At 43.5% G+C, this 26,540-nt stretch carries 22 protein-coding genes; 21 read left to right on the forward strand and 1 reads right to left on the reverse strand.

Annotation, left to right across the window (positions count from 1 at the left end; all coding sequences use genetic code 11):
* The first annotated feature begins 429 nt into the window (after positions 1-429).
* From LC20001_RS04050 to LC20001_RS04070, 5 genes are all read left to right on the forward strand, one after another.
* Complete coding sequence (locus LC20001_RS04050) at positions 430-1,914, forward strand: Na+/H+ antiporter NhaC family protein (protein WP_010010235.1); 1,485 nt, start codon at positions 430-432, stop codon at positions 1,912-1,914.
* A 69-nt stretch (positions 1,915-1,983) separates the two neighbouring features.
* On the forward strand, positions 1,984-3,813 hold the full coding sequence (locus LC20001_RS04055) for an aryl-sulfate sulfotransferase (RefSeq protein ID WP_010010234.1): 1,830 nt from the start codon (positions 1,984-1,986) through the stop codon (positions 3,811-3,813).
* Between the two features lie 74 nt (positions 3,814-3,887).
* Positions 3,888-5,501, forward strand: coding sequence for a nitrite/sulfite reductase (locus LC20001_RS04060; protein ID WP_010010233.1), 1,614 nt, complete (start codon positions 3,888-3,890; stop codon positions 5,499-5,501).
* Between the two features lie 124 nt (positions 5,502-5,625).
* Positions 5,626-6,078, forward strand: coding sequence for a flavodoxin domain-containing protein (locus LC20001_RS04065; RefSeq protein WP_010010230.1), 453 nt, complete (start codon positions 5,626-5,628; stop codon positions 6,076-6,078).
* A gap of 44 nt (positions 6,079-6,122) precedes the next feature.
* A complete protein-coding gene (locus tag LC20001_RS04070; RefSeq protein ID WP_010010229.1) occupies positions 6,123-6,827 on the forward strand; it encodes a sirohydrochlorin chelatase in 705 nt (234 codons plus the stop codon).
* A gap of 218 nt (positions 6,828-7,045) precedes the next feature.
* On the opposite strand, the gene LC20001_RS04075 is transcribed toward LC20001_RS04070, so the two are convergent.
* Positions 7,046-7,696, reverse strand: a complete 651-nt coding sequence (locus LC20001_RS04075; RefSeq protein ID WP_056943278.1) for a VTT domain-containing protein — start codon at positions 7,694-7,696, stop codon at positions 7,046-7,048.
* 217 nt (positions 7,697-7,913) lie between these two features.
* Between LC20001_RS04075 and LC20001_RS04080 the strand changes: the two genes are divergently transcribed.
* From LC20001_RS04080 to addA, 16 genes are all read left to right on the forward strand, one after another.
* Positions 7,914-8,294 (forward strand): fluoride efflux transporter FluC, encoded by a 381-nt coding sequence (locus tag LC20001_RS04080; protein ID WP_069700411.1) that lies wholly within the window; start codon positions 7,914-7,916, stop codon positions 8,292-8,294.
* Complete coding sequence (gene crcB / locus LC20001_RS04085; RefSeq protein WP_056943279.1) at positions 8,291-8,650, forward strand: fluoride efflux transporter CrcB; 360 nt, start codon at positions 8,291-8,293, stop codon at positions 8,648-8,650. The genes LC20001_RS04080 and crcB overlap by 4 nt, the downstream gene beginning before the upstream one ends.
* Before the next feature lie 85 nt (positions 8,651-8,735).
* Positions 8,736-9,179 carry a hypothetical protein gene (locus LC20001_RS04090; RefSeq protein WP_056943280.1) on the forward strand — a complete coding sequence of 148 codons (444 nt, stop codon included), beginning with the start codon at positions 8,736-8,738 and terminating at the stop codon, positions 9,177-9,179.
* 191 nt (positions 9,180-9,370) lie between these two features.
* Entirely contained in the window at positions 9,371-10,282 is a 912-nt protein-coding gene (locus tag LC20001_RS04095; RefSeq protein WP_010010226.1) for an SAP domain-containing protein, read from the forward strand.
* A 482-nt stretch (positions 10,283-10,764) separates the two neighbouring features.
* A complete protein-coding gene (locus LC20001_RS04100) occupies positions 10,765-11,001 on the forward strand; it encodes a hypothetical protein (protein WP_010010224.1) in 237 nt (78 codons plus the stop codon).
* An 11-nt stretch (positions 11,002-11,012) separates the two neighbouring features.
* Positions 11,013-11,510, forward strand: a complete 498-nt coding sequence (locus LC20001_RS04105) for a hypothetical protein (RefSeq protein WP_010010223.1) — start codon at positions 11,013-11,015, stop codon at positions 11,508-11,510.
* A 449-nt stretch (positions 11,511-11,959) separates the two neighbouring features.
* Positions 11,960-12,193 (forward strand): hypothetical protein, encoded by a 234-nt coding sequence (locus LC20001_RS04115; protein ID WP_010010222.1) that lies wholly within the window; start codon positions 11,960-11,962, stop codon positions 12,191-12,193.
* 143 nt (positions 12,194-12,336) lie between these two features.
* A complete protein-coding gene (locus LC20001_RS04120) occupies positions 12,337-13,500 on the forward strand; it encodes an NADH-dependent flavin oxidoreductase (RefSeq protein ID WP_010010221.1) in 1,164 nt (387 codons plus the stop codon).
* Between the two features lie 61 nt (positions 13,501-13,561).
* Positions 13,562-13,831: a hypothetical protein gene (locus LC20001_RS04125; RefSeq protein ID WP_003677921.1), complete on the forward strand. Its 270-nt coding sequence runs from the start codon at positions 13,562-13,564 to the stop codon at positions 13,829-13,831.
* A 284-nt stretch (positions 13,832-14,115) separates the two neighbouring features.
* Positions 14,116-14,901 (forward strand): C40 family peptidase, encoded by a 786-nt coding sequence (locus LC20001_RS04130; protein WP_010010220.1) that lies wholly within the window; start codon positions 14,116-14,118, stop codon positions 14,899-14,901.
* Positions 14,902-15,236: 335 nt separating this feature from the next.
* Complete coding sequence (locus LC20001_RS04135; protein WP_010010218.1) at positions 15,237-15,758, forward strand: hypothetical protein; 522 nt, start codon at positions 15,237-15,239, stop codon at positions 15,756-15,758.
* 383 nt (positions 15,759-16,141) lie between these two features.
* Positions 16,142-16,984: a MetQ/NlpA family ABC transporter substrate-binding protein gene (locus LC20001_RS04140; RefSeq protein WP_035457062.1), complete on the forward strand. Its 843-nt coding sequence runs from the start codon at positions 16,142-16,144 to the stop codon at positions 16,982-16,984.
* A gap of 130 nt (positions 16,985-17,114) precedes the next feature.
* Positions 17,115-18,194, forward strand: coding sequence for a methionine ABC transporter ATP-binding protein (locus tag LC20001_RS04145; RefSeq protein WP_003677147.1), 1,080 nt, complete (start codon positions 17,115-17,117; stop codon positions 18,192-18,194).
* A gap of 159 nt (positions 18,195-18,353) precedes the next feature.
* Positions 18,354-19,034 (forward strand): methionine ABC transporter permease, encoded by a 681-nt coding sequence (locus tag LC20001_RS04150; protein ID WP_003677146.1) that lies wholly within the window; start codon positions 18,354-18,356, stop codon positions 19,032-19,034.
* A gap of 164 nt (positions 19,035-19,198) precedes the next feature.
* Positions 19,199-22,753, forward strand: a complete 3,555-nt coding sequence (locus LC20001_RS04155) for a PD-(D/E)XK nuclease family protein (protein WP_010010217.1) — start codon at positions 19,199-19,201, stop codon at positions 22,751-22,753.
* Positions 22,753-26,484 (forward strand): helicase-exonuclease AddAB subunit AddA, encoded by a 3,732-nt coding sequence (gene addA, locus LC20001_RS04160; protein ID WP_010010215.1) that lies wholly within the window; start codon positions 22,753-22,755, stop codon positions 26,482-26,484. Before LC20001_RS04155 ends, addA begins: the two co-directional genes overlap by 1 nt.
* Positions 26,485-26,540 lie beyond the last annotated feature (56 nt).

The raw sequence follows: 26,540 nt of genomic DNA on the forward strand, positions 1-26,540 counted from the left end.
CGGGTAATCAAACACCCGTACGATCGCAAGATGAGTACAGCTAAGTCTATCGCAAAGCGAGTTCCGCTCAGTGTAAGGGAATCGATAGTTAGTTGGAAGATGGTCTTGACGCGGATTTACTTGTGAGCCTTTTGGTAAACAAGTAACGGCACCAACCGTTAAATTGGGATGCACGCAAAGCGTGCAGCATAAGGTTTTAACTGTAAAGTTAGAATAAATTAAGGTGGTACCACGCGTTGGCGTCCTTTCCGAATATTTCAGGAGGGGCGCTTTTTTTAGTTCAACTGAAGGGGATGAGCGGAATAAGTGGGAATAATGTTCAGGACTAATATATACGATTTTGACTTTTATCTAAAAAAGAAATCTAAATTCAGCACTGTGAAGAGTCAGTGATAATACAGATTATATTACATGAAAGAGTTGATGAATATGGACAAAACCAAACGATTAGAATTCTATGGCGGCCCGATCGTCGGGTTGCTGCCGATCGCTATTTTCATTGTTGCCATCGGCTACATTACTTTAGGCCTGAAATTTTATTCAGTAAGTTCCTTTGCGATCCCCACGCTTGCCGGTTTGATGGTGACCTACTTTCTAGCCAAAAATCGGCAACAGTATTGGCAAACTGCGATCAATGGTCTAGCCAATAAAGGGATCGCCAAGCTGATTTTTGTTTTCCTGATCATCGGGATCTTTACTCGCCTGTTGGTGGTCGGTAAAACCGGCCAAGGCTTTGTCTGGCTGGGCACGACTTTAGGACTACATGGTGCCAGTTTTGCCATTTTAGCTTTTCTGGGCACCGCGATCTTTTCCCTAGGTTCCGGCGTGCCCTTTGCCGCCTTGTTCGCCGCCACCACGGTTTTCTACGTTCCTGGCGTCATGCTGGGCGTCAATCCGGCGATCATGGCTGGTACGATCGTCGGCGGTGTTTTCTTCGGCGATGGCATTTCGCCTAATTCCCAGTTGACCACCGCAGTTTTACAAATGGAAACTGATTCTAAAACTGGCAAAAGCGCTGACCTGGTTAAAATGCTACGCCAACAGGTCGGCTGGGTTTGCAGCGTAGCGGCCGTGACGATCGTTTTCCTGATTTTGTTTGCCGGTAAAGGCGGCACGACTCAATCAGCGGCGGCGTTAAGTAAATTTGCTGATCCGGCGGGCCTATGGATGTTGATCCCCGTTTTAGTCGTTGCGATCATGTGTATCAAAACCCGTGATGTGCTGGCCTCATTGACAACTGGTATTATCATCGGCCTGATCATCGGTTTAGCCACTGGCCTGTTCGGCTTGCAGGACATCATCAGTTTGAACGTTAAAACGGCCACCATCACCGGCATTTTCGAAGACGGCATCAATAGCATGTTACCGATCTCGCTCTCCACGATCTTTCTCAGCGGCTCGATCGCGGTGATGCAACAAAGCGGCATCATCATGATCTTATGTGATCGGCTGACCAAGCATAAATTTGTGCAGACCCCCTTAGGCGCCGAACTCGTCACCGCACTCGGCATGGGGCTAGTCAATATCGTACAATGTGGCGCTTTATTGCCGGGCATTTTGCTTTATGGTGACTTTGCCGATCGAATCGGTCACGTGGCTAAGATCTCACCCGAACGGCGCGCCTATATGTTAGTGGCGATCTCGATGTCACTTACCGGCATTCTGCCGATCAACAGTATTTTCATCATGGGTATTCTCGGACAAATTCGTAGCTTACACACCGCTTTTCCGTCGGTGGCCGTACCCAGCGCCAACGCGATTTTTAGCGGTACCTTCTATTGTTGGATCATCACGGCGCTGTGGTTATGCTGGGTCCTGCTTGGTTGGGGCCGCAGCTTCGAAGCGAGTGCCAAACCCAACCGTAAGCTTACCGCGACACGCAAAAAAATCACCGTCCTGGAAAGCAACGACTAAAACGTATTTTTAAATCAAGTTAACGTAAAATCTAAGCGACTTTAAGCATAAGAAATGGAGTGTTGACCTATGGGCGAACCCTTAGTATTTCCAACTGGAACAGTGCGCTACGATCCAACTAAAGCTTGGAACGGCTACACCTTAGTTCCAACGATCAATGACGGTATTTTATTATTCGATATGAACGGCAATGAAGTGCGCCGATGGAATTTTCAAGGTTTCCCTCCTAAAATGCTCCCCGGCGGCCACATCATCGGTAACTCCGGCATGCGCTACCCTGAAAACGGCATGCAAGATGGCGTCAACTTAGCCCAAATCGATTACGACGGCCAGCTGGAATGGGAATTCGATCATTTTGAAAAAATTGACGATCCCGGCCATGATCATCGGTGGATGGCGCGCCAACATCATGATTTTCAACGGGAAGGCCAAAGCGTTTATTATTCACCTGACGAACGACCTAAGATCAATTCCGGTAAGACCTTGATCCTCGGTCACCGCACCATCCATAACCCGTTGATCTCTGATAAAAAGTTATTGGACGATGTAGTCTATGAGGTTGATTGGGCCGGTAAGGTGCTTTGGCAATGGAGTATTGCCGACCATTTTAGCGAGTTTGGCTTTGATGAAGCCGCTAAAAACGTTTTGGCACGTAATCCCAATATGCGTGCGCCTGATGGTGGGGTTGGTGATTTTATGCACACCAATTGTGTCAGTTATTTAGGCCCTAATCATTGGTATGACGCTGGTGACCAACGGTTTAAACCGACTAATTTGATTCTAGATAGTCGCGAGGCCAATGTGCTTTTCATTGTCGATCATGATAGTGGCCATATCGTTTGGCAATTAGGCCCTGATTACGTGCACGATGCCCAGGCCGCGGCCATCGGCCAGATCATCGGTCAGCACAGTCTGCACATGATCCCGCAAGGCTTGCCTGGCGCCGGTAACTTATTAGTTTTCGATAACGGCGGCTGGGCAGGCTACGGCACGCCTAATCCCGGTAGTCTCGATGGCGCCAAAAATGCCTTACGTGATTATAGTCGTATTCTAGAGCTCAACCCAGTCACTATGAAAGTCGTGTGGTCAGTCACGCCGCAGGACCTCGGCTTCAATATGCCGGTTGATAGCAGTAAATTTTACAGCCCGTACGTTTCTAATGTGCAACGCCTGCCCAACGGCAATACCTTGATCGACGAAGGTTCCGACGGCCACGTTTTTGAGCTCACCCCCGATTATGAAGTGGTGTGGGAATGGATCTCGCCTTATTTCACCCATAATGAAACTGGCCCTAAAGGCAACATGATCTACCGTGCCTTCCGCTATCCCTATAGTTACGTGCCGCAAGAACCAACGCCCACCGAAGTGCCGATTGCCCCGGTAGACAATACCACCTTCCGGCTCCCTGGCGCTGGTCAAAAAGGCGCTAAAAAAGTGGTCAGTGTGGCTGGCACCTTGCCCTACTACCCAGATGTTGCCCTATGTGTGGCTACACTCGATGAGACCAACGAAGTGCAAGCGCTAAAAAAGCAACGCCATTTATTTACTCTGGACCGCAAAACTTTTAGTGAACTTGATCAAACTAGTTTTGCCCAACAGATCCAAGCCGCTACCACTGACCAACTACAGATCGTCATGTTTGGCGCTGAACGCTGCGCCCACTGTAAAGTTGTCCATCCGCTACTAAAGCGTGCACTGACCACTGAATTCGCCGCTGACTTTACATCCTATTACGTCGATGTCGACGCAAACCCTGAGTTAGTCGTCACCTTGGGTATTCTCGGCACTCCCGTAGTGATCGTCTTTAGCGCCGGCAGTGAGCTGACCCGTTTCCGGGGTGAATTAGATTACGCTGGGATCCGCGCTTTTTTAAGTGATACCTTGGTTAAAGCAGAATAGAGAAGACCGTGAAAATAATTCTACGGTCGCTGAATGATCTTATTTTTAGAATACAGTAAGGAGGACTTTTACTTATGAGTTATCAAGTGACATGGGCGGACGCTAAACTCAATAAAAATGAGCAAAGTAAATTAAACGAAGACGGCTTAGATATTTTTCGAGACTTACCTGAATTGGTCAAGCACCCCTTCGCCGCGATCGATAAAAGCTATTATATGTACTTTAAATTTGCTGGGTTGACGGTACAAAAGCCGCAGGAACAGGGCAACTTCATGATGCGGGTGAAAATTCCTGGCGGCATCATTAATGTTAAACAAGCGCGACATTTGGCGGCGATCGCGGCTGAGTATGGTCATGATCAACTAGATTTGACCACGCGGCAAGCGGTGCAGTATCACTGGATCCCCTTTGCCAAGTTACCAGAAGTCTTTGCCGGTATCAACGCAGTCGGTTTGACTACCCAAGGTGCCGAAGGTGATATTACCCGTAACGTGATCGATAATCCATTATCAGGAATTGATCCGGATGAATTATTCGATACGCGGCCAACCGTTCGCCGCGTCCACCGACTATTCCAAGGAAACCGCGACTACTCTAACCTACCGCGTAAATTTAAAATCTCGATCAATAGCAATATCTATAACGCCGGCAACGCGGAGATCAACGATTTGGCTTTCGTACCAGCAACCAAAAAAATCAACGGCCGCACGGTTAAAGGCTTTAATGTTAAAGTCGGCGGTGGCCTAGGAATGCGTCCTTACTTAGGCCTTGGTCTGGATATTTTTGTCACGCGTTCGCAAGTGGCGGCAGTAGCCGAAGCGGCGGTGCAACTTTACCGTGACAACGGCTACCGGCGCAGTCGCTCCAAAGCACGGTTGAAGTTTTTGATCCAAGATTGGGGCGTTGCCGAGTTCGAAACTAAGCTACGTGAAAAAGTGCCTGATTTAGCCACTGCTGGCGATAGTGCAGTAGTCGGTTGGTCCAATGGCACTGCCTTAGGGATTCATGAACAACGCCAAGCAGGTTACTATTATGTGGGCGTCAGTATTCCTGCCGGTCGGTTACAAACCGCTGATTTTAGCGCCTTTGTCGATCTGGCGGAAAAATATGGCCGGGACGAGATTCGCTTTGATCATGGTCAAAACTTGTTGATCCCTTATATTGCAGCTGCCGATCTGCCAGCAGTTAAGGCGGCACCAATTTTCAAAAAGTTTTCTTACCAGCCCCATAGTTTGGTTGATTTTGGGACAACTTGTACCGGTGCTGAATATTGTAATCTGGCTTACACCCACACTAAGGAGATTTTCGCGCCGCTGTTGAAACGATTAGATGCACAGTTTAGCTTTGAGCAGCCGGTACATATCACCTTAACGGGTTGCGGTAATGGCTGCGCGCACCGTAGTGTTGCCGATATTGGTATTGAAGGCCTGACTGCTAAAACAAAAGACGGTCAACGAGCAGAAGCCTTTAAAATTGCGGTTGGCGGTAGTTTGTTAGCCGGCGGCCATTTCAATGAAGTTTTGAAAGGTAAACTATTTACCGACCAACTTTATGGTGCCTTGGCCGCATTGTTGGCTGATTATCAAACACAGCAATTGGCTGCTGAAACTTACTATGCCTATTTTCAACGCTTAGGCATTGCGCATTTCCAAGCTATTTTGGATCAATATTTGGCTCAAGCGGCTTAAGCATTGCCATGTTTCAACTTAGCGCCTTTTGCTTTAGTTGAATGGACACCGTCCGAAACCTTAAAATTTATTAGCGTCCTTGGCTAATAAATCACCTTAATTGTGAAGTAGGAGCGATTTGCATATGAAAATTAAAATAATATACACCAGTTTAACCGGTAACACACAGGAAACGGTTGAAGTTTTAAGTGATGCTTTAACCGCACAGGATATTGATGTAGCAGTTTTTGATAGCGAGGATGGGGTTGAGGTGGAAGATTTTTTCACGGCGGCCGATGCCTATGTTTTGGCAACCTTTACTGATGGCGATGGTGAGGTGCCCGATAGTATTTTAGACTTTTATGATGATATTGCTGAGTTTGACCTAACTGATATACCAGTCGCTGTGTTGGGTACTGGTGACACCAGCTATGACGACTTCTGTCAGGCCGTCGATTTATTAGCTGGGCAATGTACGACTAGCGGGGCACATTTAGCCGTACCTACATTAAAAATTGAGCTGGCACCTGATGATGAGGCGGTTGCAGCGATTGAACAGTTTGCCCAACAATTGACACAGCAGGTCGCAGCAGAATAGGAACTGATCGTGCTAAATTAGCATGATCGCAGGGGGGCAACATTATGGCGCAAGGTATTTTATATGTGTTACATGGTCGGCGTAACAAAATTCCGCAAGTAAATTTACGTTTATTACAGGAACTGATGCACGAGTTGTCACAACCGCAAGTGATCAGTTTTTTAGAAGGTGATCAGCAAACTTTGGCGGCTGGTTTGGTACAGTTGCAACAACAAGTCGAAGATGTGATCGTTGTGCCAGTCCTATTATTCGCGGCGACACATGTGCGCCAAGATATACCACAGCGGCTAAAAGCGCACCAAAGGCTAGGTGTGACGATCACGGTGCTAGAACCTTTGGCCACCACCACGGCGGTTTTTAACTTTTTGCAACAACAATTGACTCGGGCTTGTCAGGCTTTGCCACAGCGGCCGATATTATTGATTGCACACGGGACACCACATTTTGTGGAGCCTTACCAGCAATTGCAAAATTTAGCTGCACAGTTGCAACAACAATTACCAGTACCGGTGATCGCGGCTAATTATATTGGTGCGCATCGATTTACTGAATTATTAGTTGATCAAACTGAGCCGGTGATCGTACAACGGCTCTTTTTAACCGATGGTCGTATTGCGGGTAAAATCAAGCGTGCAGTACAGCAACAGGTACCGACCGCGTTATTTTTACCGACATTGGAAAATCAAATCACGGTCAAGCAAGCAATTTTGGAGCGGCTGACTACAGTAATGGCGCCAATACAAGTTTAATGGCAAATAAAAACGACCCGCGGGCCGTTTTTTTAGTCTAAGTCGTGTTTGGAAAATATTGCTAAGCTGGTTTTTAACACTAATTTAGCTTAAACGTGGCCAAAAAAGCATTGGCACTGAAAACACGACTTAGCAAGTATCTGATTTAATGCCCATTTATTTAAGTAGAACTTGTTTCTAACGAGTCACAGACTACGTTGGGCGCTTTTAAACACACGTTAATCAGCTGCTTTAGCGCCAAAGCGGCTTTTTAGCACACCGATGATCGCTGGAATCAAGGAAACTACGATAATACCGAGAATGATCGCAGAAAAATGGGCCTTGACTACTGGGATATTGCCGAAGAAATAACCCGCGCCGCAGCATAATGCGACCCACGCGACACAGGCGATCAGATTATAGCGAATGAATTGGCGGTAGGAAAAACCTGAGCCGGCCGCAACAAACGGGACGAAAGTTCGAATGATCGGCATGAAACGCGCTAAGATGATCGACATCGCACCGTGTTTGTCGAAGAAGGTTTGTCCCTTGGCTAAGCTTTCTTCATTGATAAAACGACGGAACCAGCGATAACGCGATAAAATTCGTTCAGCATTGTGGCCGATCCAGAAATTACTGGAGTCACCACCGATACAAGCAACCAAAAAGACCGCAACGAAAAACCAAATATTAAGATGATACTCAGGGTTAGCCGCCAAAGCACTAGCCGCAAAAAGCAATGAATCGCCAGGTAGAAATGGTAAGATCACCGCACCCGTTTCAATAAAAATGATCGCGAATAAAATAAAATAGGTTGAGTTGCCAAAAGTATTAACGATCGTTACCAAATGACTATCGATATGCAAAATAAAATCGATCAGTATACTCATAACTTAGTTTTCCTCCAATTTTCAGGTCAAATCTGTTATGAGTGTAGCAGAAAAAGGCTTAGCTGTCTGTAGTTTTTAAATCATTTAAGTTTTTCGCAAAAAAGCTTGCATAAATATTTTTTAGGTAAGATAATTAAAAATGAGCTAAGCGTGTTAATTCAAAACTAATTCTGGATGACACGTTGCACTTGGACAGAAAAATATAGAAGGTGAGCCCGTGAATTATGTAGTTGTGGCGTTATTTGCGTTTTTAGGTGGCGGCTGTCGTTATTTATTAAGTAGTTGGTCAACAACGTTTCCTTGGGGAACGCTGGTCGTTAATTTAATTGGTTGTTTCGTATTAGTTTGGTTAACACAATATTTAGCGTATATTTTACCATTATCAGAACGCTTTGTTCTCGGTGCGGGGACAGGTTTCGTTGGTGCATTCACGACTTTTTCGACCTTCAGTTTAGAAACGATCAATTTTGTGCAAACGCAACAATACTGGTCGGCCTTATTGTATGTCACGCTTAGCGTATTTGGTGGCTTAGCTTGTGCCAGTGCAGGATTATTAGTTGGTCAATTGGCACGTGGAAAGGCAGGCGTACGACCATGATCAATTTCGTTTTGGTTGGTAGCGGCGCTGCTTTAGGCGCCTGCGCACGCTATCATTTAGGTGAATTAGGCAAACGGTATTTAAAAATCGATTTTCCGGCAGTGACTTTATTTTTAAATCTCACCGGCAGTTTTATCTTGGCTTACCTTTTTGGTCATCATTTAGCAACCCCATTATACTTATTCCTTGGTACGGGGATTTTAGGTGGTTATACGACCTTTTCGACGTTTAATTCTGAGTTGGTCTTATTATGGCAACGCCAGCGCTATCAAGCCATGTTGTGGTACGGTGCTAGCAGCTATGTTTGTGGCTTATTGGCGGCAGTTGCTGGTATCTGGTTAGCCACGATTAAATGAGTAAGCTCTCATTATTTTTTTGCTAGAATATTAGGTTAAATTGTTATGATAACCCTTACAAATGGTTGTTAGGGGGAGAGCAACAATGCTAAATCGACATAATGTTCTATTTATTTACTTAGTTTTTCTCGGTTTACAATTCGTGGCGATCGATTCATTTTGTCCAAATACACCAGTCGGCGACAGCTCTATCGCAATTGTGGGGGAAAGCGATGATGGTGAAGCGGGCAGTGCCGGTAATAAAGGAAAGGCCGGATTTGTTGGACGGCAAGGTAAATCTGGCCATTCTACAGCGGTGGTTCAAGCAGCAAAGAAAAGAACGAGTGAGTTCAAGCAGCAGGTAGCGTCGTTGGAAAAAAAGGAGCTATCGGTCAAAGGCCTAGCGATGATGATTTTCGGCTTGGAGGCGATCATGACATTACCGCTTGTTGTGTTTGGCGTGATGAGTCTTAATCTGGAGGCCAAGCAGGCGCGGCAGCGTACGCAAAACAAGAGCAAACGTACCGCTGTGGTGCGGGCGTATACCTAAACTATATAGGAACAGAAGTGGCAGTTCATCATTAATTTTGATGAGCTGCTTTTTATATTACCAAAATAGCGAACGTACGTTTTTATTTTGGCGCGAGTGTGTTATTATTTGTGAGAATAATAGTTCAACAAAGTAGTTCAAGTCATACACTAATTTGGCGTATCGCGTCTTAACAGGATAAAGGAGGCTGAATGTTGACTGAAGCAGAAATCTTAGCGCTATCTTTGGCGGCAGGTCAGCCGCAAACCTTTAAATTGACCCAGACGTTTTGGCGCCATCGCTATCAGGTCGATCCGCAAAGTTGGCTGGTGAATTTTGAACGTGCAGGTCTATTACGACTAACTGTGTCGTCTGAACTTAGTTTGCAGCAAAAAACGGTCGCAGAACTAAAAAGGTTGTTGCAGGCGCATGATTTAAAAGTAAGTGGTCGTAAAGCAGTATTGATCGCGCGTTTACAAACGGCGCTAACAGCAGCAGAATTGACAGCGTATTTTCCGCAGACCTTCTATCAGTTAACACCAACCGGCGCCGAACTAGTCGCGCAAAATCATTATGTGCGCTGGATCCATGATCATTATGTGGCCGGGATCGTTGATTTTGCTGCCGCTAAACGGGCGAATTTACCGAAAAATTTAGATTTGGTGGCAACTTTAACTTGGTTATTGGATGCTGCGCAGGTACAGGCCGATTCGGATTGGCCACAATATTATTATATTGAACATTTACGGTTTCAGTTTGCTTGGCAAAATCAGCTGGTCGGCACGGCGTTAAACGCAGTACTAGACTGTATCCGCTTGAAGCTAGCTGGTTTATCGCAGGCCGAAGAAAAGACAGTGGCGTCACTGGATCTAGCGACAACGGCCTATAAGGTAGAGCCGTTTTATACTTATATATTACAGCGGATCATGCAGGACTATTCACTTGAAGTGACGGACATTATGGCAGCCTTTGCCCAGCGTTGCCAGTTACTTCAGGTGCCACGCCAATTATTCAGCGATCACGAAATGCAACAACTTTTGCACTGGACTTTAACTGATCAAAGGCAACTGATCCAGCAATGCTATCGGCAGAAACAAAAACAATTGCGCGAAGCGTCGGCGTAACTGTTAGTTAAGGGCTGAACATGATACAATGTAAGTGTTAAACCGGTCGGTTGAATTTGGTCAATCATGATATAGAAGCCATGTTTCTTGCGGTGACTGTCGCTCGTTTCAGGCAACGTTGTTTGGCAAGTATAGGATATTGAACTTATTTGCTAAACAAAACGTGCTTGCCGATGTCGATTGGACTAAACCGAAAAACGGTAAGTCCAAGTCGCACCGAAACGGGTTGAGTTGCGGAAACGCAGTTGCGGACTGTGCAACTACGCTCCTTAAAATTGCCACAAGAATGGCCACTATCGCTCGTTTTTAACAACACTTTCAGCAAGTATCGGACATTGAGCTAATTTGCTAAGTAGGACGTGCTTCACGATGTTGATTGGACTAGTGCCGAAGTGCGGCAAGTCCAAGTCGCATCGGCCGAAACATCAAAAATTTTTGGTACAAAAATTATCCACTATATGTGGAGTAGAGGAGCGAGTCATATGTTTAAAGAAAAGTCAGCAAAGTCACAGCACCCAGCTTGTCATGCGATGCATGGTCATCATTATTTAATGGATCATCCGCAGTTATTGTTGCCACTGGCGGTTATTCATGTGATCCCGTTAGCGTTATTTATTCATGGAGCGTTTAAATATGCGAATTTACATGAAAAACGTAAACTTGAACAAGAACGAACTAAGCAGATCAAGTATCGTGCGCTGCCTAGTCGGCAAAAGTGAGGCTGAAGTGAGTGAAGACTAAAGCTAATAAGTTTGTTGTCTATTTTTTTATGTATTTATTACCATTAGCATTGTTAGATTTCTTTTGGATCGTAATGCTACAAAAAGCGGTGCGGCTGGGTTACCGAAATAATTTATTACAGATTCGAATGAACAGCTTTGAAATGTTACTGACAGCTTTGATCGTAGCGGTGGTGTTCAATTATCTTTGGCAATACTTAGTCAAAAGTGTGACCAAAAGTTTGCACGATCAAACACCTGATCATTTTGGCGGATTGCTTAAGGGGTTTTTAGGGATACCTGGTTGGCTTAACTTAGTGGTTGCAGTTGTTATTGCCTTTGTTTTGACGATCATCGTGCCGCGGCATCTACTCATCATTGAAATTCGTAGTTGGCTAGTATTGCTCTGTGCTTACGGGGCAATCGGCTCGTTTTATAATGGTCAGGATGATTTGATCCACATCGTTAACGGAGTCGATCGCTGGGCCGGTGACAATCATAATGTTTAATAGCTTAATATTGGGACAAAAATTAACCACTATTGTGGAGTAGAGCCATGTTTCTTGCGGCACGAATTTTGCCACAAGAATGGCCATCGTCCGTAGCATCAGAAATTTTTGGGACAAAAATCGACCACTATTGTGGAGTAGAGCCATGTTTCTTGCGGTATGATTTTTGCCACAAGAATGGTCATCGTCCGCAGCATCAGAAATTTTTGGGGACAAAAATTAACCACTATTGTGGAGTAGAGCCATGTTTCTTGCGGCACGATTTTTGCCACAAGAATGGTCATCGTCCGCAGCATCAGAAATTTTTGGGGACAAAAATTAACCACTATTGTGGAGTAGAGCCATGTTTCTTGCGGCACGATTTTTGCCACAAGAATGGTCATCGTCCGTAGCATTAGAAATTTTTGGGACAAAAATTAACCACTATTGTGGAGTAGAGGGGAAATATTGTGAACAAATACTATCAGATCAGCTTTTATTTTAATGGCGGTGTGCGGGCCAGTTATCATCAACAATACGATTCAGTAGAATTGGCACAACAAGCAATCAATGCAGCATTTACCAAAAAAGAATTATTGCAGATCGACGGCAGCGTAATCAATACCGGTAAAGCACTCGGTTATGCGGTTACACCTGCTAATACCGTAACACCGGATCAAACGGTTATCTGGGATATGCTTTAAACCGAAAGCTCAGGTAAAACTGGGCTTTTTTATTTGGAGTTAGAAGTTTAGTAAACGCTTTACAGGTGATTAATTAAGTGTTACAGTCATACTGTAAAATTATTAATTACAATATAAAAGTGCTTTGAAAAGAGGCTACGATTTTGGCGAATTATCAGTTTTTACAGCCCTATACTTTTCGTTCAGGAGTAACATTAAAAAATCGTATTGTGATTCCACCAATGACGGAAACGATGAGCTTTCATGACGGTAATGTTACCAGTGATGAATTAAATTATTTTAGCATCCATACCGGTGGTGCCGGAATGTTTGTAACACCAGTGGCAAATGTAAATGCGCTCGGCAAAGGTTTTGAAGGGCAGCTTAGTGTGGCTGCTGATGAGTTTATTCCCAGTTTGAGCCGGGTCGCACACACGATACAGCAAAACGGAACCAAAGCAATTTTGCAGATTTTTTCGGCTGGACGGATGAGTAATAGTCGTATTCTACGGGGGGAACAGCCAGTGAGTGCGAGTGAGATTCCTGCACCGCGGCCACATTCAGAAACGCCCCATGCATTGACCGAGACGGAAATCGAGCAAACAATCAGTGATTTTGGTAACGCTGTTCGTCGGGCAATCATTGCCGGGTTTGATGGCGTTGAATTACATGGTGCGAATACTTATTTGTTACAACAGTTTTTCTCACCGCACTCTAACCAACGGACTGATCGTTGGGGTGGTAGTTTAGCAAAGCGGATGCTCTTTCCGCTCGCAGTTATCCAATGTTCACAACAAGTGATTGCGAAATATGCAACTAAACCATTTTTGTTAGGTTATCGCATTTCGCCAGAAGAAGTTGAGCAGCCAGGCATCCGTATTGCTGATACACTTGCCTTTATTCGGGTTTTACGTGAACAAAAATTGGACTACTTACATGTTTCAATGGGGGACGCGTGGCGAACGTCATTAAATGATAAAAATGATCCGCAGCCATTGATCGAAAAAATTAAGGCTGCTGCTGGAACCAATTTACCATTGATCTCAGTCGGTAATTTGCGGACGCCAGCTGAAGTTGAAAAGGTTATGGCCGCTGGAATTCCATTGGCGGCTTTAGGTCGTGAAAGTTTAGCTGAGCCGCATTGGGTACAGAAGGTACAAGCGGGTGAAGCGGCACAATTACGTTATCAAATCAGTGCGGCAGATTGCGCTGAGTTGGGAATTCAACCCCCATTTTGGGCATTTTTATCTAAATTAATGGGTCATCACGGCAATCCAGATAATCAACGGCAACGTGATGCACAGCATTTAGATAAATTGTTTAGTTGATGATTTCACTGGCTTTTACCGTAGCTTTCTTGTATGATAATACACATAAGGTGGCGATGAAATGCTTAGAAAAACAAAGAATTTTCTTAAAGCAAATGGGTTCCATTATAAGAAAAAATATCTTTCACCCTTAGTCGCGCCGGAAAACTATTACGTTTTGAAGTTCGGTAAGAATCATTTGAATAATCGTTATATCGTTCAATATAGCTATACTTGGACCGGACGAATGAAAGTAACTCAGATCGATTTGCGATTACACGGGCAAAAAAGACCAAGAGTTTTCGCAAATGAGGCGCAGCTATTAAGTTATCTAAAAAAGCATTTGAAATGACGACTGAGGGCAACCTAAACTTTAGAAAAAGTCAGCGTTAAAATAGTCGCTGACTTTTTTGTTATTTTTGGATGAAATTTGGCTTTTTTTGAAAGTAGGTCGCTGGATTTAAAACAAAAGAGTTTATTTGATTATAGCAGCTATTAATGCCTGTGTTATAAGGAATTTTATTAGTTTGTGCAGATTGTAATAAAGTTGTCATACGCGAGTAATTGCGCTGTAATTTCAATGTTCTATGATAGAGACTGGTGAAAGTGATAAAAAACTATTGAGGGGTTACACATATGACAACAATCAGTAAACGGAATTTAGTTAAGGGTGTCACTGCAGGGGTCATCGGTATCGCTGGTGCGACTCTCCTTAGCGTTGCAACAACTTCAGATGTTCAAGCCGCTACTACGGGAACAGTTACATATGAACCTGGCGCAACGACTGTTTGGAATAATTCAGATACACCATCACCAATTCGTTATCTAGTTAAAGATCAAACAGTTAATATTGAAGGTCAGAAACAACATGCTGGCGAAACTTGGTACAATATCGGCAATGACGAATGGGTACCAGGCAAGTACTTAAATGTCACTGAAGATGGCAATACAGCCCAAGCACAAGCTTCACAGGCACAAGCACAACAAGCTGCTGCACAGACACAAACAGCGGCAACAACCACCGCTACTGCCGCAGCAACAACTGCAACAACGTCTAGCACAGGTGCAGTACAAACTGCAATCAATGCGGCTAAGTCACAAATTGGCGTGCCGTATGTTTGGGGTGGCGCCACTCCAGGTGTTGGGTTAGATTGTTCTGGCTTGACGCAATATGCCTTAGCACAAGCTGGTGTTCAAGTAGGCCATAATACAGTTGCACAAGAAAGTGCTGGCCAAAAAGTAGCTGTTAGTCAGTTACAAGCTGGCGACCTTGTATTCTGGGGTAGTGCTGGTGCAACTTATCATGTTGCGCTATACATTGGTAACAACCAATATATTGCAGCACCACAACCAGGTCAAAGTGTTGAAGTTGAAAGTATCAGTAGCTACTTCATGCCATCATTCGGTGTGCGTGCACTCTAAGCTATTAGTTAAGAGCCTAAGTTTCGACTTAGGCTTTTTTTGTTGCGCTTATATTTCAAAGTCACCGTTATTTTGTTATTTTTGTAATATTTTTGTAACGTAAACGTCATTTTTGTGGCATAATAGAGCTGAGCCAAGTTAAGCAGCTATTTTTTATCTATCGTTAGACTCTTTGTATTTTATTTTTAATGGTGGATGATAGGCTACCAGAATAGCCTGATTAATGAGTTTGTTCCGAGCGTCGTTTGGTAATTTAGGGCGTATTGGTAAGAAAAATTAATTGGTGACTATATTAATGGCGTATACCAATCATGAAGTAAAGCGGGGGAATTTTAATGCAGGCGCAACGGCGTGAATTAAAAAATAAACAACATAAATTATTGGTTTATCTAGCAGATCTTTATACACAACACCGAAATAGTGGTGCTGATAAAATGCATCAAGCGGGGACTACAGCAGCAACCTGCCAGATCTGTCATGAAATAAAAGTGATCCACGAAATTATTGACGAAATTAGTGCAGAGTTAAAAAAGACTGCGGCGCCGGCACCACGACGTAGACGGCGACGTAAAGCAAGCGTGACGAATGAACAGCTTTCGGTTTTTTGTCTGTCAGCGCAAAATGGTGCGAATTATTTTATTCGGGCTGCTAATTTGACTGCTGCAATTGACTTATTAGGACAGCAAAACAAAAATGTGGTTGCTTATACAACTGTTGCACCAAGTCTTTATGCGGCGATTCCATTGACTGATCATGCCGCAATAAAAAATATTGCTCAATTATTAGGAGCAGAGCCCGATTTCACAGGTATTATCACAGTTCGATCATTACGTGAAACCCCGGCAATGTCTTATTGAAACTTGACAAGTTAAAAATTATAAGTAAACTTAAGCTAATATTCCAAAAGATATGAGAAGATGAGTAATCCGTTAACCAATCTTTTTTAGCGAGTCTCAGATAGTGTAAGGAGATAGATTTGGCCGGGTGAAGATGGTCTTTTTAAGTAAGCATTATCGAGTGGTTACACAAGGTAGTGATGGGAGCGCCCATTATAGCGCTAAGGTATTGAGTGAATTCTGTACCTGATGAGGCTACTATTGTGAAGTAGTAGCAAAAATAGGTGGTAACACGAATGCAATAGCGTCCGTCCTAGAACTGAAAATAGTTCGGGATGGGCGTTTTTTTATTGGCCAATTTTTATAATGAACTAATGATTAGTGGAATATGAAGGAGTGGTGAAATGTTGAAGAAGAAATACATAGTTGGTTTACTTTGCCTAGCTTGGGTGACAGCTATATTATTACCAGCGCCAGTCGAAGCAGCCAGTTCAATCACGGTTGGTTCCTTAACTTCAGATGCGGTGATTTGGCGGCACATTGCTAAATCACCGCAAGCTAAAAAAGCCGGCTTGAAAATCAAAGTTCGTGAAGTGAGTGATCCAGTTGGTTTAAATACGGCGACGGCTCGTGGTGAGATCGATGTTAATGCTTTTCAATCAGTTAGTTATTTGAAAGCCTATAATCATGAGAATAAAGGTAAAGCACAACTGGCAATGCTGGGGACAACTTATTTGGAACCGATGGGCATCTATTCGAAGAAATTAAAAAGTTTAAAACAGTTAAAAGATGGTGCTACGGTGGCATTGGCTAATAACCCAGCCAATACATCACGTGGATTGGCACTATTACAAACGGCGGGCTTGATCAAATTAAAGGCTAACTTCAATGCTAACAGCAATGAAACGGCGATCAGCCAAAACCCGCATCATTTGAAGTTTAAAGAGATCGATGATAATACTGGGCCACGTGTTTTAGGCGATGTTGATATTGCTTTAATCTCTAATTCAGTAGCTTTGGCCGGACATTTGAATGTTTTAAAAGATTCACTTTTCCATGAAAAAGTGAATCAGTCAACTAAACAAGACATTAATGTAATTGCGACGAGCACCAAGAATAAGCACCAAGCTGAATATAAAAAATTAGTCAAACTTTATCACGATCCAACGATTCAAAAATGGATCGATCATAAATTTGCTGGCACCAAAGTTGAAGTTCAAAAACCACTAAGTTACTTAACTAAATGATTTTTGAGTGAGTCAAGGTGAGCCGTGCTTTTGCGGTAAACTTGGCCACAAGAATGGCCAGCGCCATGAACAGCATAAGCTGCTGCTAAGTAACATCCTATTTGAGTGAGATGATAGAGGAGGAAATTTTATGAGTGCAGTGATCAAATTAGAACATATTGATGTCACTTTTAAAAGTAAAGCACGGACGGTACAGGCAGTTCACGATGTATCGCTAGAAGTTGAAAAAGGGGAAATCTACGGTATTGTTGGTTATTCCGGTGCTGGTAAAAGTACCCTAGTTCGGGTGATCAATTTATTACAGCGACCAACTAAGGGTCAGGTTGAAGTTAATCAACAAGATCTGCTGTCCTTAAAAGCCAAACCATTGCGGCAAGCGCGTAAAAAGATTGGGATGATCTTTCAGCATTTCAATCTGATGAATGCACGGACAATCGCTGATAATGTTGATTATCCTTTAAAAAGCTCTAACTTAACAAAAGCGCAACGCCGAGCTAAGGTGGCTGATCTATTAGACCTAGTTGGTTTAGCGGATAAGAAGAATGCTTATCCAGCTCAACTTTCTGGTGGGCAAAAGCAGCGGGTTGCCATTGCCCGAGCACTAGCTAATGACCCAGAAATTTTAATTTCTGATGAAGCAACCAGTGCGCTTGATCCTAAAACGACGCTTTCCATTCTAGAATTATTACGCAGTCTGAATCAGCGACTAGGTCTGACAATCGTATTGATCACCCATGAAATGCAAGCAGTCAAAGAAATCTGTCAAAAAGTTGCGGTAATGGAAAATGGTCAAATCATTGAACGCGGTGATTTGTTACAAGTTTTCAGTCAACCACAAAAACAATTGACCAAAGATTTTATTAATACGGCTACACAAGTCGAACAAGCGTTAGCTAAAGTGTTACAACAACCGGCTATTCAGCATTTACGGGCCAATGAACGTTTAGTTGAATTATCTTATATTGGCGATAGCACTGATCAACCGTTGATCACTGAATTATACAAACGTTATTTGGTAACGGCCAATATTCTATTTGGTAACGTGGAGATTTTGCAGGGAACGCCAGTGGGAAATTTGATTGTGACCCTAAGCGGTGCTGAAAAGAATCTTAACGCAGCTACTGAGTATTTGCGTCAGGCGCAAGTAAACATTCGGGAGATCAAGGTAGGTCGCGATGTGATTCCTCTGGTTAAACAGGAACATGCCTAAAAAATTATAGTATAAAAATTAACCATTATTGTTGAGAAGCAGGTTTCAACTGGGCAGTTTTTGCCTTGATTGAATAGATATTGCCACAACTATTAGAAGCTTATTGGTAGTTTGGGCTAATAAATTAACCTATTTTAGTGAGAAAAAGGAGTGCTAAGTATGGCAACTATTTTTGCGCATTATTTTCCTAATGTTGTAGGTATCAGTGATCAATTTATACAGAGTACATGGGAAACCATTTATATGGTAGTAGCAACAGCTATCATTGCGGGTATTCTCGGTTTGGTTTTGGGGGTAGCGTTAACGGTGACTGAGCCAGGTCATATTTTAGCGCAACGGACCGTTTATAGTGTTTTGGATAAACTAGTTAATTTATTTCGTTCAATTCCGTTCATTATTTTGTTAGCAGTTATCGTTCCTTTCACCCGTCTATTAGTAGGGACTTCAATTGGGACAACAGCAGCAATTGTGCCCTTAGTATTAGGTTCAGCACCATTTTATGCACGGCAAATTCAGAACGCACTGGTGGAAGTTGACCCTGGCATCATTGAGGCCGCCGAGTCAGTTGGTTCCAGCCCACTAGAAATCATTTTCCGGGTCTACTTAAAAGAGGGCTTATCAGAAATCATTCGAGTATCTGTGGTTACTTTGATCAGTGTGATCGGTTTAACTGCGATGGCTGGCGCTGTTGGTGGTGGCGGTTTAGGTAACTTGGCGATCAGTGTCGGTTACAATCGTTTCCAAAATGACGTTACCTTCGTTGCGATGATTATTATTTTATTAATGGTTTTCTTCGTTCAGATCATTGGCGATTTCTTTGCGCGTAAAACGGCGCATTAAAAGAAGTGACTCTTGCTAACATTGAGCACTTAATAAGTATATTTCAAAATGAACTAAGAAGCGTTACCGCTTCTTTTTATTTTGCTAATTTCAAGCGAACGTACGTTCAAATGTGCTGATGTGTGGTAAAATATAATTACTAATTAGCGATGGGAGCGTTTCTTTTGAGCCTAAAATTTATTTTTGGACCTGCAAGCACCGAGCGCCGTGGTGCTTTAGTTGATCAATTAGCACAACAAATGCAAGCTGATCCTAATGGGCAGTTCTTTTATATTGTGCCCAATCACATTAAATTCAGTTCTGAAGTTGATATATTGACGGCTTTAAAGCAGCGCCGCCACAGTAAAGACAAGGTCTTTGCGGCTAGCCGAATTCAAGTTTTTTCGTTTTCACGTTTGGCTTGGTATTTTATGAAAAATACACCTTATTACCAGATTCCACGGATTGGGACTGCTGGATTAAATATGGTCGTTTATCAAATCATGGCTGATTTAGCTGATCAGCTAACGATTTATCGTGGTGAATTAACGCAACCTGGTTTTGTTGCGCAATTGGTCAAACAATTGCTAGCTTTAAAGGTGGGCTGCGTCACGGCGGCTGATCTACAACAGATCGCTGATGAATTGGATTCTGATACCGATTTGGCCGCTAAAACACATGATTTGGCGTTGATCTATACTGCCTTTGAGCAGACAATGCAAGGACGTTATATTGAAAATACCGATCTACTAAATGCGTTAAGTGATTATTTATTACAGCAGGATCTAAGTCATACTTATTTTTATATTGATGGTTTCTCCCAATTATCAGCTCAAGAAAATCGTTTGCTGTTGACTTTGATTCAAAAAGCAACGCAGGTGACACTGGGGTTGATGTTGGATCGACCTTATCGACAACAACTGCCGGAAAAACAGGCGCTATTCTTTCATCCGGGCCAGTTGTATCATCAACTTTATCAAACAGCCCGTAGCTTACATGTGCCGATTTTAGCTGATTTACAGGTGACCGAACAACGGGTGACACCTGATTTACAACGATTAGAGGCTTATTGGCAACATTCGACTAGTGGTAGTCGTCAATTACGGCCAGAAGCTTTGCAAAATGCAAAAAGTATCCAAATTGTTCAAGCGGATACCCGCCAAACTGAAATTCGGCAGGTAGCGACCAAAATTCGGCAGATGGTTGCGCTACAGGGCTATCGTTATCAGGATTTTTTAGTGTTGACCCGCCATCTGGATGCGTACGAAACTATTTTGGAACCAACATTTCGTGAGTTTGGTATCCCAGCATTTGATGATCTACAACATCACATGACGGATCATCCGCTGGTTGAGTTGATCAATGCGTTGTTTGCCGTCAAACAACATTATTATCGCTATCAGGACATGATGCGTTTATTGAAAACTGAATTGCTGTTGCCACAGGTCAATGGCCAGCCGATGGCTAATCAAGCGTATCGCCAGGCAGTTGATTTAACCGAAAATATGGTACTAAAATATGGGTTTAGCGGCAAACAATGGCTGCGTAAAGATGATTGGCAATTTTATCGTTTTGATGATCAGGACTTTGGTACGCAGTCAACCAAGGATGATGATAGTTCAGCGCAAGTGAATTTGATTCGGCACTTTGTTCGCGATACCTTGCCACCATTTTTTAAAAAACTGGATCAGGCCAAAAATGGACAAGCCGCCGCGCAAGTGCTTTATAACTTTTTAGTTGAGCATGGTGTGGTGACACAATTACAGGCCTGGCGGGATCAAGCACTAGACCAAGGTAATTTGGCTCAAGCTGCAGAACCGGAGCAAACTTGGCAAATCTTTTGCACCATGTTGGATGAATATGTAACGATTTTAGGTTCAGTCTCATTTCAAGCAACGGACCTACTCGCTTTATTTCAGGTTGGGTTTGAAGGTGCCAGCTACTCACAAATTCCCTCGACGTTAGATCAAGTTTTGATTTCAGAAACGGGGATGGTACAAACCGCGATGCGTAAAGTGGTGTTTATGATCGGTAGTACTGACCAGGTCATGCCCGACCGTATTGTCAATAATCAGTTGTTATCGGATGTTGATCAAGAACAATTGACCCCGCATTTGGCGGAGGGCGCTTATTTGATGGATGATGCGCTGACGCAGATGGCTAGTGAACCTTTTTTGAATTACACTGCTTTTTTAACTGCGCGTGAACAGTTGATTTTTACGTATCCGTTGGCTGATGATGGGAGTTCCTTGAAGTTATCACCTTATGTTGAAAGAATCATGAATCATTTCCAACTGGTGCCACAAGTTGCGCAAACTAGGCCGGATATTACGGCTAATAAAATTGCGCCGTTTGTTGGTTCAAAGCGCAGTACTTTATCACATTTGATTCAAGTTAGCCGTGACGCAATGGCCCAGAAAACACAGTTACCACCGATCTGGTTGTACGTCTATCGTTTGTTGCGGCAAGATGGTGGCTACAGTGCGCTAACTGAGCGTTTATTGGCAAGTTTGAACTACCGCAATGTACCCCAAAAATTGCGACCGGAGATTGTTGAAGCCTTGTACGGTAAAACAATCAATACTTCAATTTCAAAATTAGAAGAATTTTATCAAAATCAGTATGCGTATTTCTTGAAATATGGCTTGAAATTACGCGAGCGTGATATTTTTGAACTATCACCAGCTAGTGCCGGTGAATTTTATCATATGGCTTTAGATCAGTTATTTAAGCGAGTGCAGGCTGAAGGACAACAATTGGCTGAATTATCTACCACCGATGTTGATCGCTTGATCGATAGTATCCTGCTGAAAATGTCGACGTTACCGCAATTTCAGATTTTGGCCAGTTCTAATCGGATGGCTTATTTAGCTCGCCAATTGACCGCGACGATCAAGCAAGTTGCCCATGCATTGCAGCATCAAGGTCAACAGACTAAAATGACGCCTTTGCGCACCGAAGTTTTATTCGGGCACGTCGGTAGTACAGACGGTTTAGCGCCGTTGCAATTTAAGTTGCCTCACGGTCGCCAAGTTAAAGTCCGTGGTAAAATCGATCGGATCGATCAAATGGTACTCGGTAATACACGCTATTTAGGAATTGTTGACTATAAATCTGGTGTCCGTGATTTTGATTTTCGGGATGCCTATTATGGCTTATCCTTGCAGATGTTAACCTATCTAGATGCGATGATGCGCAATGCAACTGATTTAACAGCGGACACACAACTACAAACCAAGCCGGCTGGTGCTTTATACCTGCATTTACAAAATCCTAAGCTTAAGTTAACGGAAGTTTTGACCAAAGGATTCGATGACGCTTTGTTGACCAAAAATAAATATCAAGGTTTCTTATTAAATGACGAACCACTGCTAGAGAATTTAGATCACGAATTGGCCGAACGAACTGGCAGTTCTAAGGTTTATCCGTTGACTAAAACTAATTCTGGCTACTCCCTTAAACAGAGTCGATTGGTGACCGAATCAGAGTTAGCGTTACTGTTAACCCATGATGAGGAGTTGATCCAGGCAGCAGCTTTAGCGATTTTTGCTGGTGAACTTAAACTAAACCCAGTTAAATGGCCAAATAATCAAACGGCATTGCAATATTCACCGTTTAAGTCAATCATGCAGTTTGATGCGATGTTGCCGGAAAATAACTATCGACAATTGACTGCATTAGATCGTGCGACCGTGTTAGCCATGCTAAAAGCAGAGCAACAGCAGAAGGAGGATAAATAGTGAGCGCAAAAACAAACTTTACTGCAAGTCAGCAACACGCAGTTACAGATGCTGGACGTAATATCCTAGTTTCTGCTTCAGCCGGTTCGGGGAAGACAACTGTGCTGGTTGAACGCGTGATTCAAAAAATTTTACATGGCACCAATGTTGATGAGCTTTTAGTCGTGACTTTTACTGAAGCGGCCGCCAGTGAAATGCGAGACCGCATCCAAACGGCTTTGCAAAAGGCATTAGCTGCTAGTGAAGAGCCTAAGCAACGGCAGCATTTAAGTCAGCAGCTTAGTCGGTTAGCGGTGGCACACATCAGTACATTGCACGCTTTTTGTTTGCAATTGATCGAACGTTACTATTATGTGATTGATCTAGACCCGGTTTTTCGTTTATTGACTGATGACACGGAAGTCATTTTATTGCGGGAAGATGTCTGGTCAGATCTGCGGGAGACTTTGTATGGTGATAGCCCGGCTTTTGCGCAATTGACCGCTAATTTTTCCAACGATCGTAGCGATGATGGGCTGACTGATTTAGTGATGCGATTATATGATTTTGCTAACGCCAATCCGGAGCCGACAAAGTGGTTGGCGCAACTGGCTGCCGCTTATCACATTACGGTAGCGGAGCCAACGGCTAGTACGTTTTATCAGCAACAGTTGTTACCGCTGTTGCAGGAAGAATTGACGCAGGCGAGTCAAGATCTTAGTAGTGCGCAAGCAATTGCAGCAGAGCAACAATTGGATAAGTTGGTTGCCTGTTTAATAGCGGATCAGCAACAAGTAACCGCTTTGCAAGCACAATTGACTAGCGCAACCTGGGATGAATTGCGGCAGCAGTTTTTGACTTTTAAACTAAAACGAGCGCCCTCACTGCGTAATTTGGACGATGAGGCTAAAGTAGCTAAAACGACGGCAACAGATTTTCGGAAACAAGCAAAGCAACGCGTGAGTGCTATTGGTGATGCTTACTTTGGCTTATCGGCTGATCGATTGATCGAGGTGATGGGGCAAACAGAACAATTAGTGACTCAGTTGGTGGCCGTAGTGGAACAATTTGGTCAAGCCTTTCGTGCCGAAAAACAGCGGCGGCATTTATTGGACTTTAGTGATTTAGAACATTTTACCTTGGCAATCTTAACTGCAGATAACGCCAGTGGGGTGCAAACCCGAACTGCGTTGCAGCGACAATTTAGCGAAGTCTTAGTCGATGAGTATCAAGATACTAATCGCTTGCAGGAGACGATCTTGACCACCGTGGCGCAATCTGATCCTGGCAATATGTTTATGGTCGGGGATGTTAAACAGTCGATCTATGCCTTTCGCTTGGCCGATCCTAGTTTGTTCTTGGATAAATACCATCAGTTTGCCCAAGCTGATAGTGCCGATCAACGGATCATTTTGGCGGAAAATTTCCGCTCGGTGGCGAACATTGATGATTTTACCAACTTAATTTTCAGTCAGTTAATGGATCAAACTGTGGGTGAAATGGCCTATGATGACAGTGCCAAGTTAGTGGCCGGTGCTAAATATCCGGCTGACTTGCCGGCGACAACTGAATTATTGGTGTATGAGGCCGATACCGATACCGCTACCGCAGAGGATGGTATCCCAGAGCAATTTGCATTGGATGATAAGGCTCAGGGACAGGTAGCACTGGTGGCGCAACGAATCAAGCAGTTGGTGGATCACGGTCAAGTTTATGACCGTAAAAATGAGCAACTGCGACCAATTCGGTATCAAGATATTGTTTTACTAACACCAACGCGCAAGAATAATTTGATCATTGTTGATTGGTTTAAGCGGTTAGGTATTCCAGTTGTCGTTAATGGGGCACAAAGTTATTTTCAGACCACTGAAATTCAAATTATGATGGCGTTATTAAGTGTCATTGATAATCCTTATCAAGATATTCCTTTGGTTAGTGTGTTACGCTCACCAATCGTTGGGCTTAACGAAAACGAATTAGCATTCTTACGAATTAATCGCCGCACTGGTGACTATTATCAAGCGGTACTTGATTTTCAACAAAATTTTGTGCCAATGGGTGCGCCAGAATTCCAACAGCAATTGTATGCTAAAATCGACCGTTTTCTAGGCCAGCTTGACCAATTCCGGGAATTAGCACGGCAGAATCAATTGGTTACTTTGATTTGGACGATTTATAATGAAACTGGCTTTCTAGACTATGTAGGTGGGATGCCAGCCGGTGCGCAACGGCAGGCTAATTTACATGCGCTGTACGAACGTGCACATGCGTATGAAGCCAGCAGTTTCAAAGGCTTGTTTCAATTTGTGCGGTTTATCAAGCAAATGCAGGAAAAAGATAAAGATCTAGGTGAAGCACCAGCACAAACAGTTGAAGATGCCGTTTCCGTTATGACAATCCATGGTAGTAAAGGGCTGGAATTTCCAGTGGTCTTTTTGATGGATGCTACGCACCAGTTCAACCAAGATAATTTACGTGGTCAGTATATCTTGGATGATCGTTTTGGAATTGGCGTTACTTATTTAGATCCAGATAAACGGATCGAGATCAATTTACCGCAAAAACAGATTGCTTATACGCTAGCACGGCGACGGCAAGCGGCTGAAGAAATGCGTTTATTATATGTTGCTTTGACTCGAGCAGAGCAGCAATTATTTATCGTCGGTAGTTATCCGAATCGAGAAAAGGCATTGGCCAATTGGCAGAAAGCTTTTCAGAGTCAGCATTTAGTGCTAAATGCTGGGCTACGCAGCGGTATCAACAATTTTATGGATTGGTTGGGTATGTGTCTAGTTCGCCATCCACAATTTGATCAAAGCTTATTAACTCAAGTAAATTCATTTAGCGGTTTAGCACAGGACCAAACTCAATTTAAAGTTCATTTCTATACAGCTAATGACGTTTTACCAGCAGAAATGACTACTGAAATTGATCAAACTAATTGGCCGGATAAATTTGCGGCAGCAGCGCGTACGACTGATTTTACCAGTTTAAATGTTGATCAGTTAGATCAAGTATTGAATCTGCGTTACCCATTTCAAGCGGCGACGCAAACAACGGCTTATCAGGCAGTTTCAGAAGTGAAACGTTTATTTGATGATCCAACGAATAGTGAAATGAATCCCTTGCTTGTTGATACTGGTGAAAAAGCACCGGGCGTTCATCGCTATGTAGCCCAGGACTTTGCAGTACCACAATTTATGCAGACGACCACACAGGTACCGCCGACTGCAGTCGGGACGGCGACGCATCTTGTTTTACAAGAAGTTGATTTGCATACAGCACCAACTGCGGCTAGCATTGCTCAGTTGATCAAGGAGCTTGTGGCTCAAAATATTATTGCGGCACCAGTGGCCAAGCAAATTAAACCAGCTCATATTCTGCGTTTCTTTGCCAGTGATCTGGGACAGCAGTTGTTGGCACAGCCGGATAATGTGGTTCGCGAAGCACCATTTTCGTTGTTATTACCGGCGACTCAATTGTTTACTGATTTTGCTCCCGACGATCCCGCACAGATTCTGATTCATGGGATCATGGACGGTTATTTAGTGACCTCTGATCAGGTGATCTTATTTGATTACAAAACGGATTATGTCCCACAAACCAACGCTGCACCTAAAATTAATCAGTTGAAGCAGCGTTATGCAGGGCAATTGAACCTATATGCGGCAGCATTGGCCCGTATTCTACAACGTCCGGTAACGCACAAATACCTTTATCTACTGGCTAGTGGCGATTCATTGGCCGTTTGATTAAAAAGCTATCTTATGGAACATGCTTTGACTATCTTGTTCGGAAGTACAAAGAA

Source organism: Loigolactobacillus coryniformis subsp. coryniformis KCTC 3167 = DSM 20001 (assembly GCF_002706425.1).
Classification (GTDB): domain Bacteria; phylum Bacillota; class Bacilli; order Lactobacillales; family Lactobacillaceae; genus Loigolactobacillus; species Loigolactobacillus coryniformis.

Excerpts from the sequence above, each read along its gene's own strand:
- LC20001_RS04050 (WP_010010235.1), top strand. The coding sequence starts at position 430 with ATGGACAAAACCAAACGATTAGAATTCTATGGCGGCCCGATCGTCGGG.
- LC20001_RS04055 (WP_010010234.1), top strand. The coding sequence starts at position 1,984 with ATGGGCGAACCCTTAGTATTTCCAACTGGAACAGTGCGCTACGATCCA.
- LC20001_RS04060 (WP_010010233.1), top strand. The coding sequence starts at position 3,888 with ATGAGTTATCAAGTGACATGGGCGGACGCTAAACTCAATAAAAATGAG.
- LC20001_RS04065 (WP_010010230.1), top strand. The coding sequence starts at position 5,626 with ATGAAAATTAAAATAATATACACCAGTTTAACCGGTAACACACAGGAA.
- LC20001_RS04070 (WP_010010229.1), top strand. The coding sequence starts at position 6,123 with ATGGCGCAAGGTATTTTATATGTGTTACATGGTCGGCGTAACAAAATT.
- LC20001_RS04075 (WP_056943278.1), bottom strand. The coding sequence starts at position 7,696 with ATGAGTATACTGATCGATTTTATTTTGCATATCGATAGTCATTTGGTA.
- crcB (WP_056943279.1), top strand. The coding sequence starts at position 8,291 with ATGATCAATTTCGTTTTGGTTGGTAGCGGCGCTGCTTTAGGCGCCTGC.
- LC20001_RS04090 (WP_056943280.1), top strand. The coding sequence starts at position 8,736 with ATGCTAAATCGACATAATGTTCTATTTATTTACTTAGTTTTTCTCGGT.
- LC20001_RS04095 (WP_010010226.1), top strand. The coding sequence starts at position 9,371 with ATGTTGACTGAAGCAGAAATCTTAGCGCTATCTTTGGCGGCAGGTCAG.
- LC20001_RS04100 (WP_010010224.1), top strand. The coding sequence starts at position 10,765 with ATGTTTAAAGAAAAGTCAGCAAAGTCACAGCACCCAGCTTGTCATGCG.
- LC20001_RS04125 (WP_003677921.1), top strand. The coding sequence starts at position 13,562 with ATGCTTAGAAAAACAAAGAATTTTCTTAAAGCAAATGGGTTCCATTAT.
- LC20001_RS04130 (WP_010010220.1), top strand. The coding sequence starts at position 14,116 with ATGACAACAATCAGTAAACGGAATTTAGTTAAGGGTGTCACTGCAGGG.
- LC20001_RS04135 (WP_010010218.1), top strand. The coding sequence starts at position 15,237 with ATGCAGGCGCAACGGCGTGAATTAAAAAATAAACAACATAAATTATTG.
- LC20001_RS04140 (WP_035457062.1), top strand. The coding sequence starts at position 16,142 with ATGTTGAAGAAGAAATACATAGTTGGTTTACTTTGCCTAGCTTGGGTG.
- LC20001_RS04145 (WP_003677147.1), top strand. The coding sequence starts at position 17,115 with ATGAGTGCAGTGATCAAATTAGAACATATTGATGTCACTTTTAAAAGT.
- LC20001_RS04150 (WP_003677146.1), top strand. The coding sequence starts at position 18,354 with ATGGCAACTATTTTTGCGCATTATTTTCCTAATGTTGTAGGTATCAGT.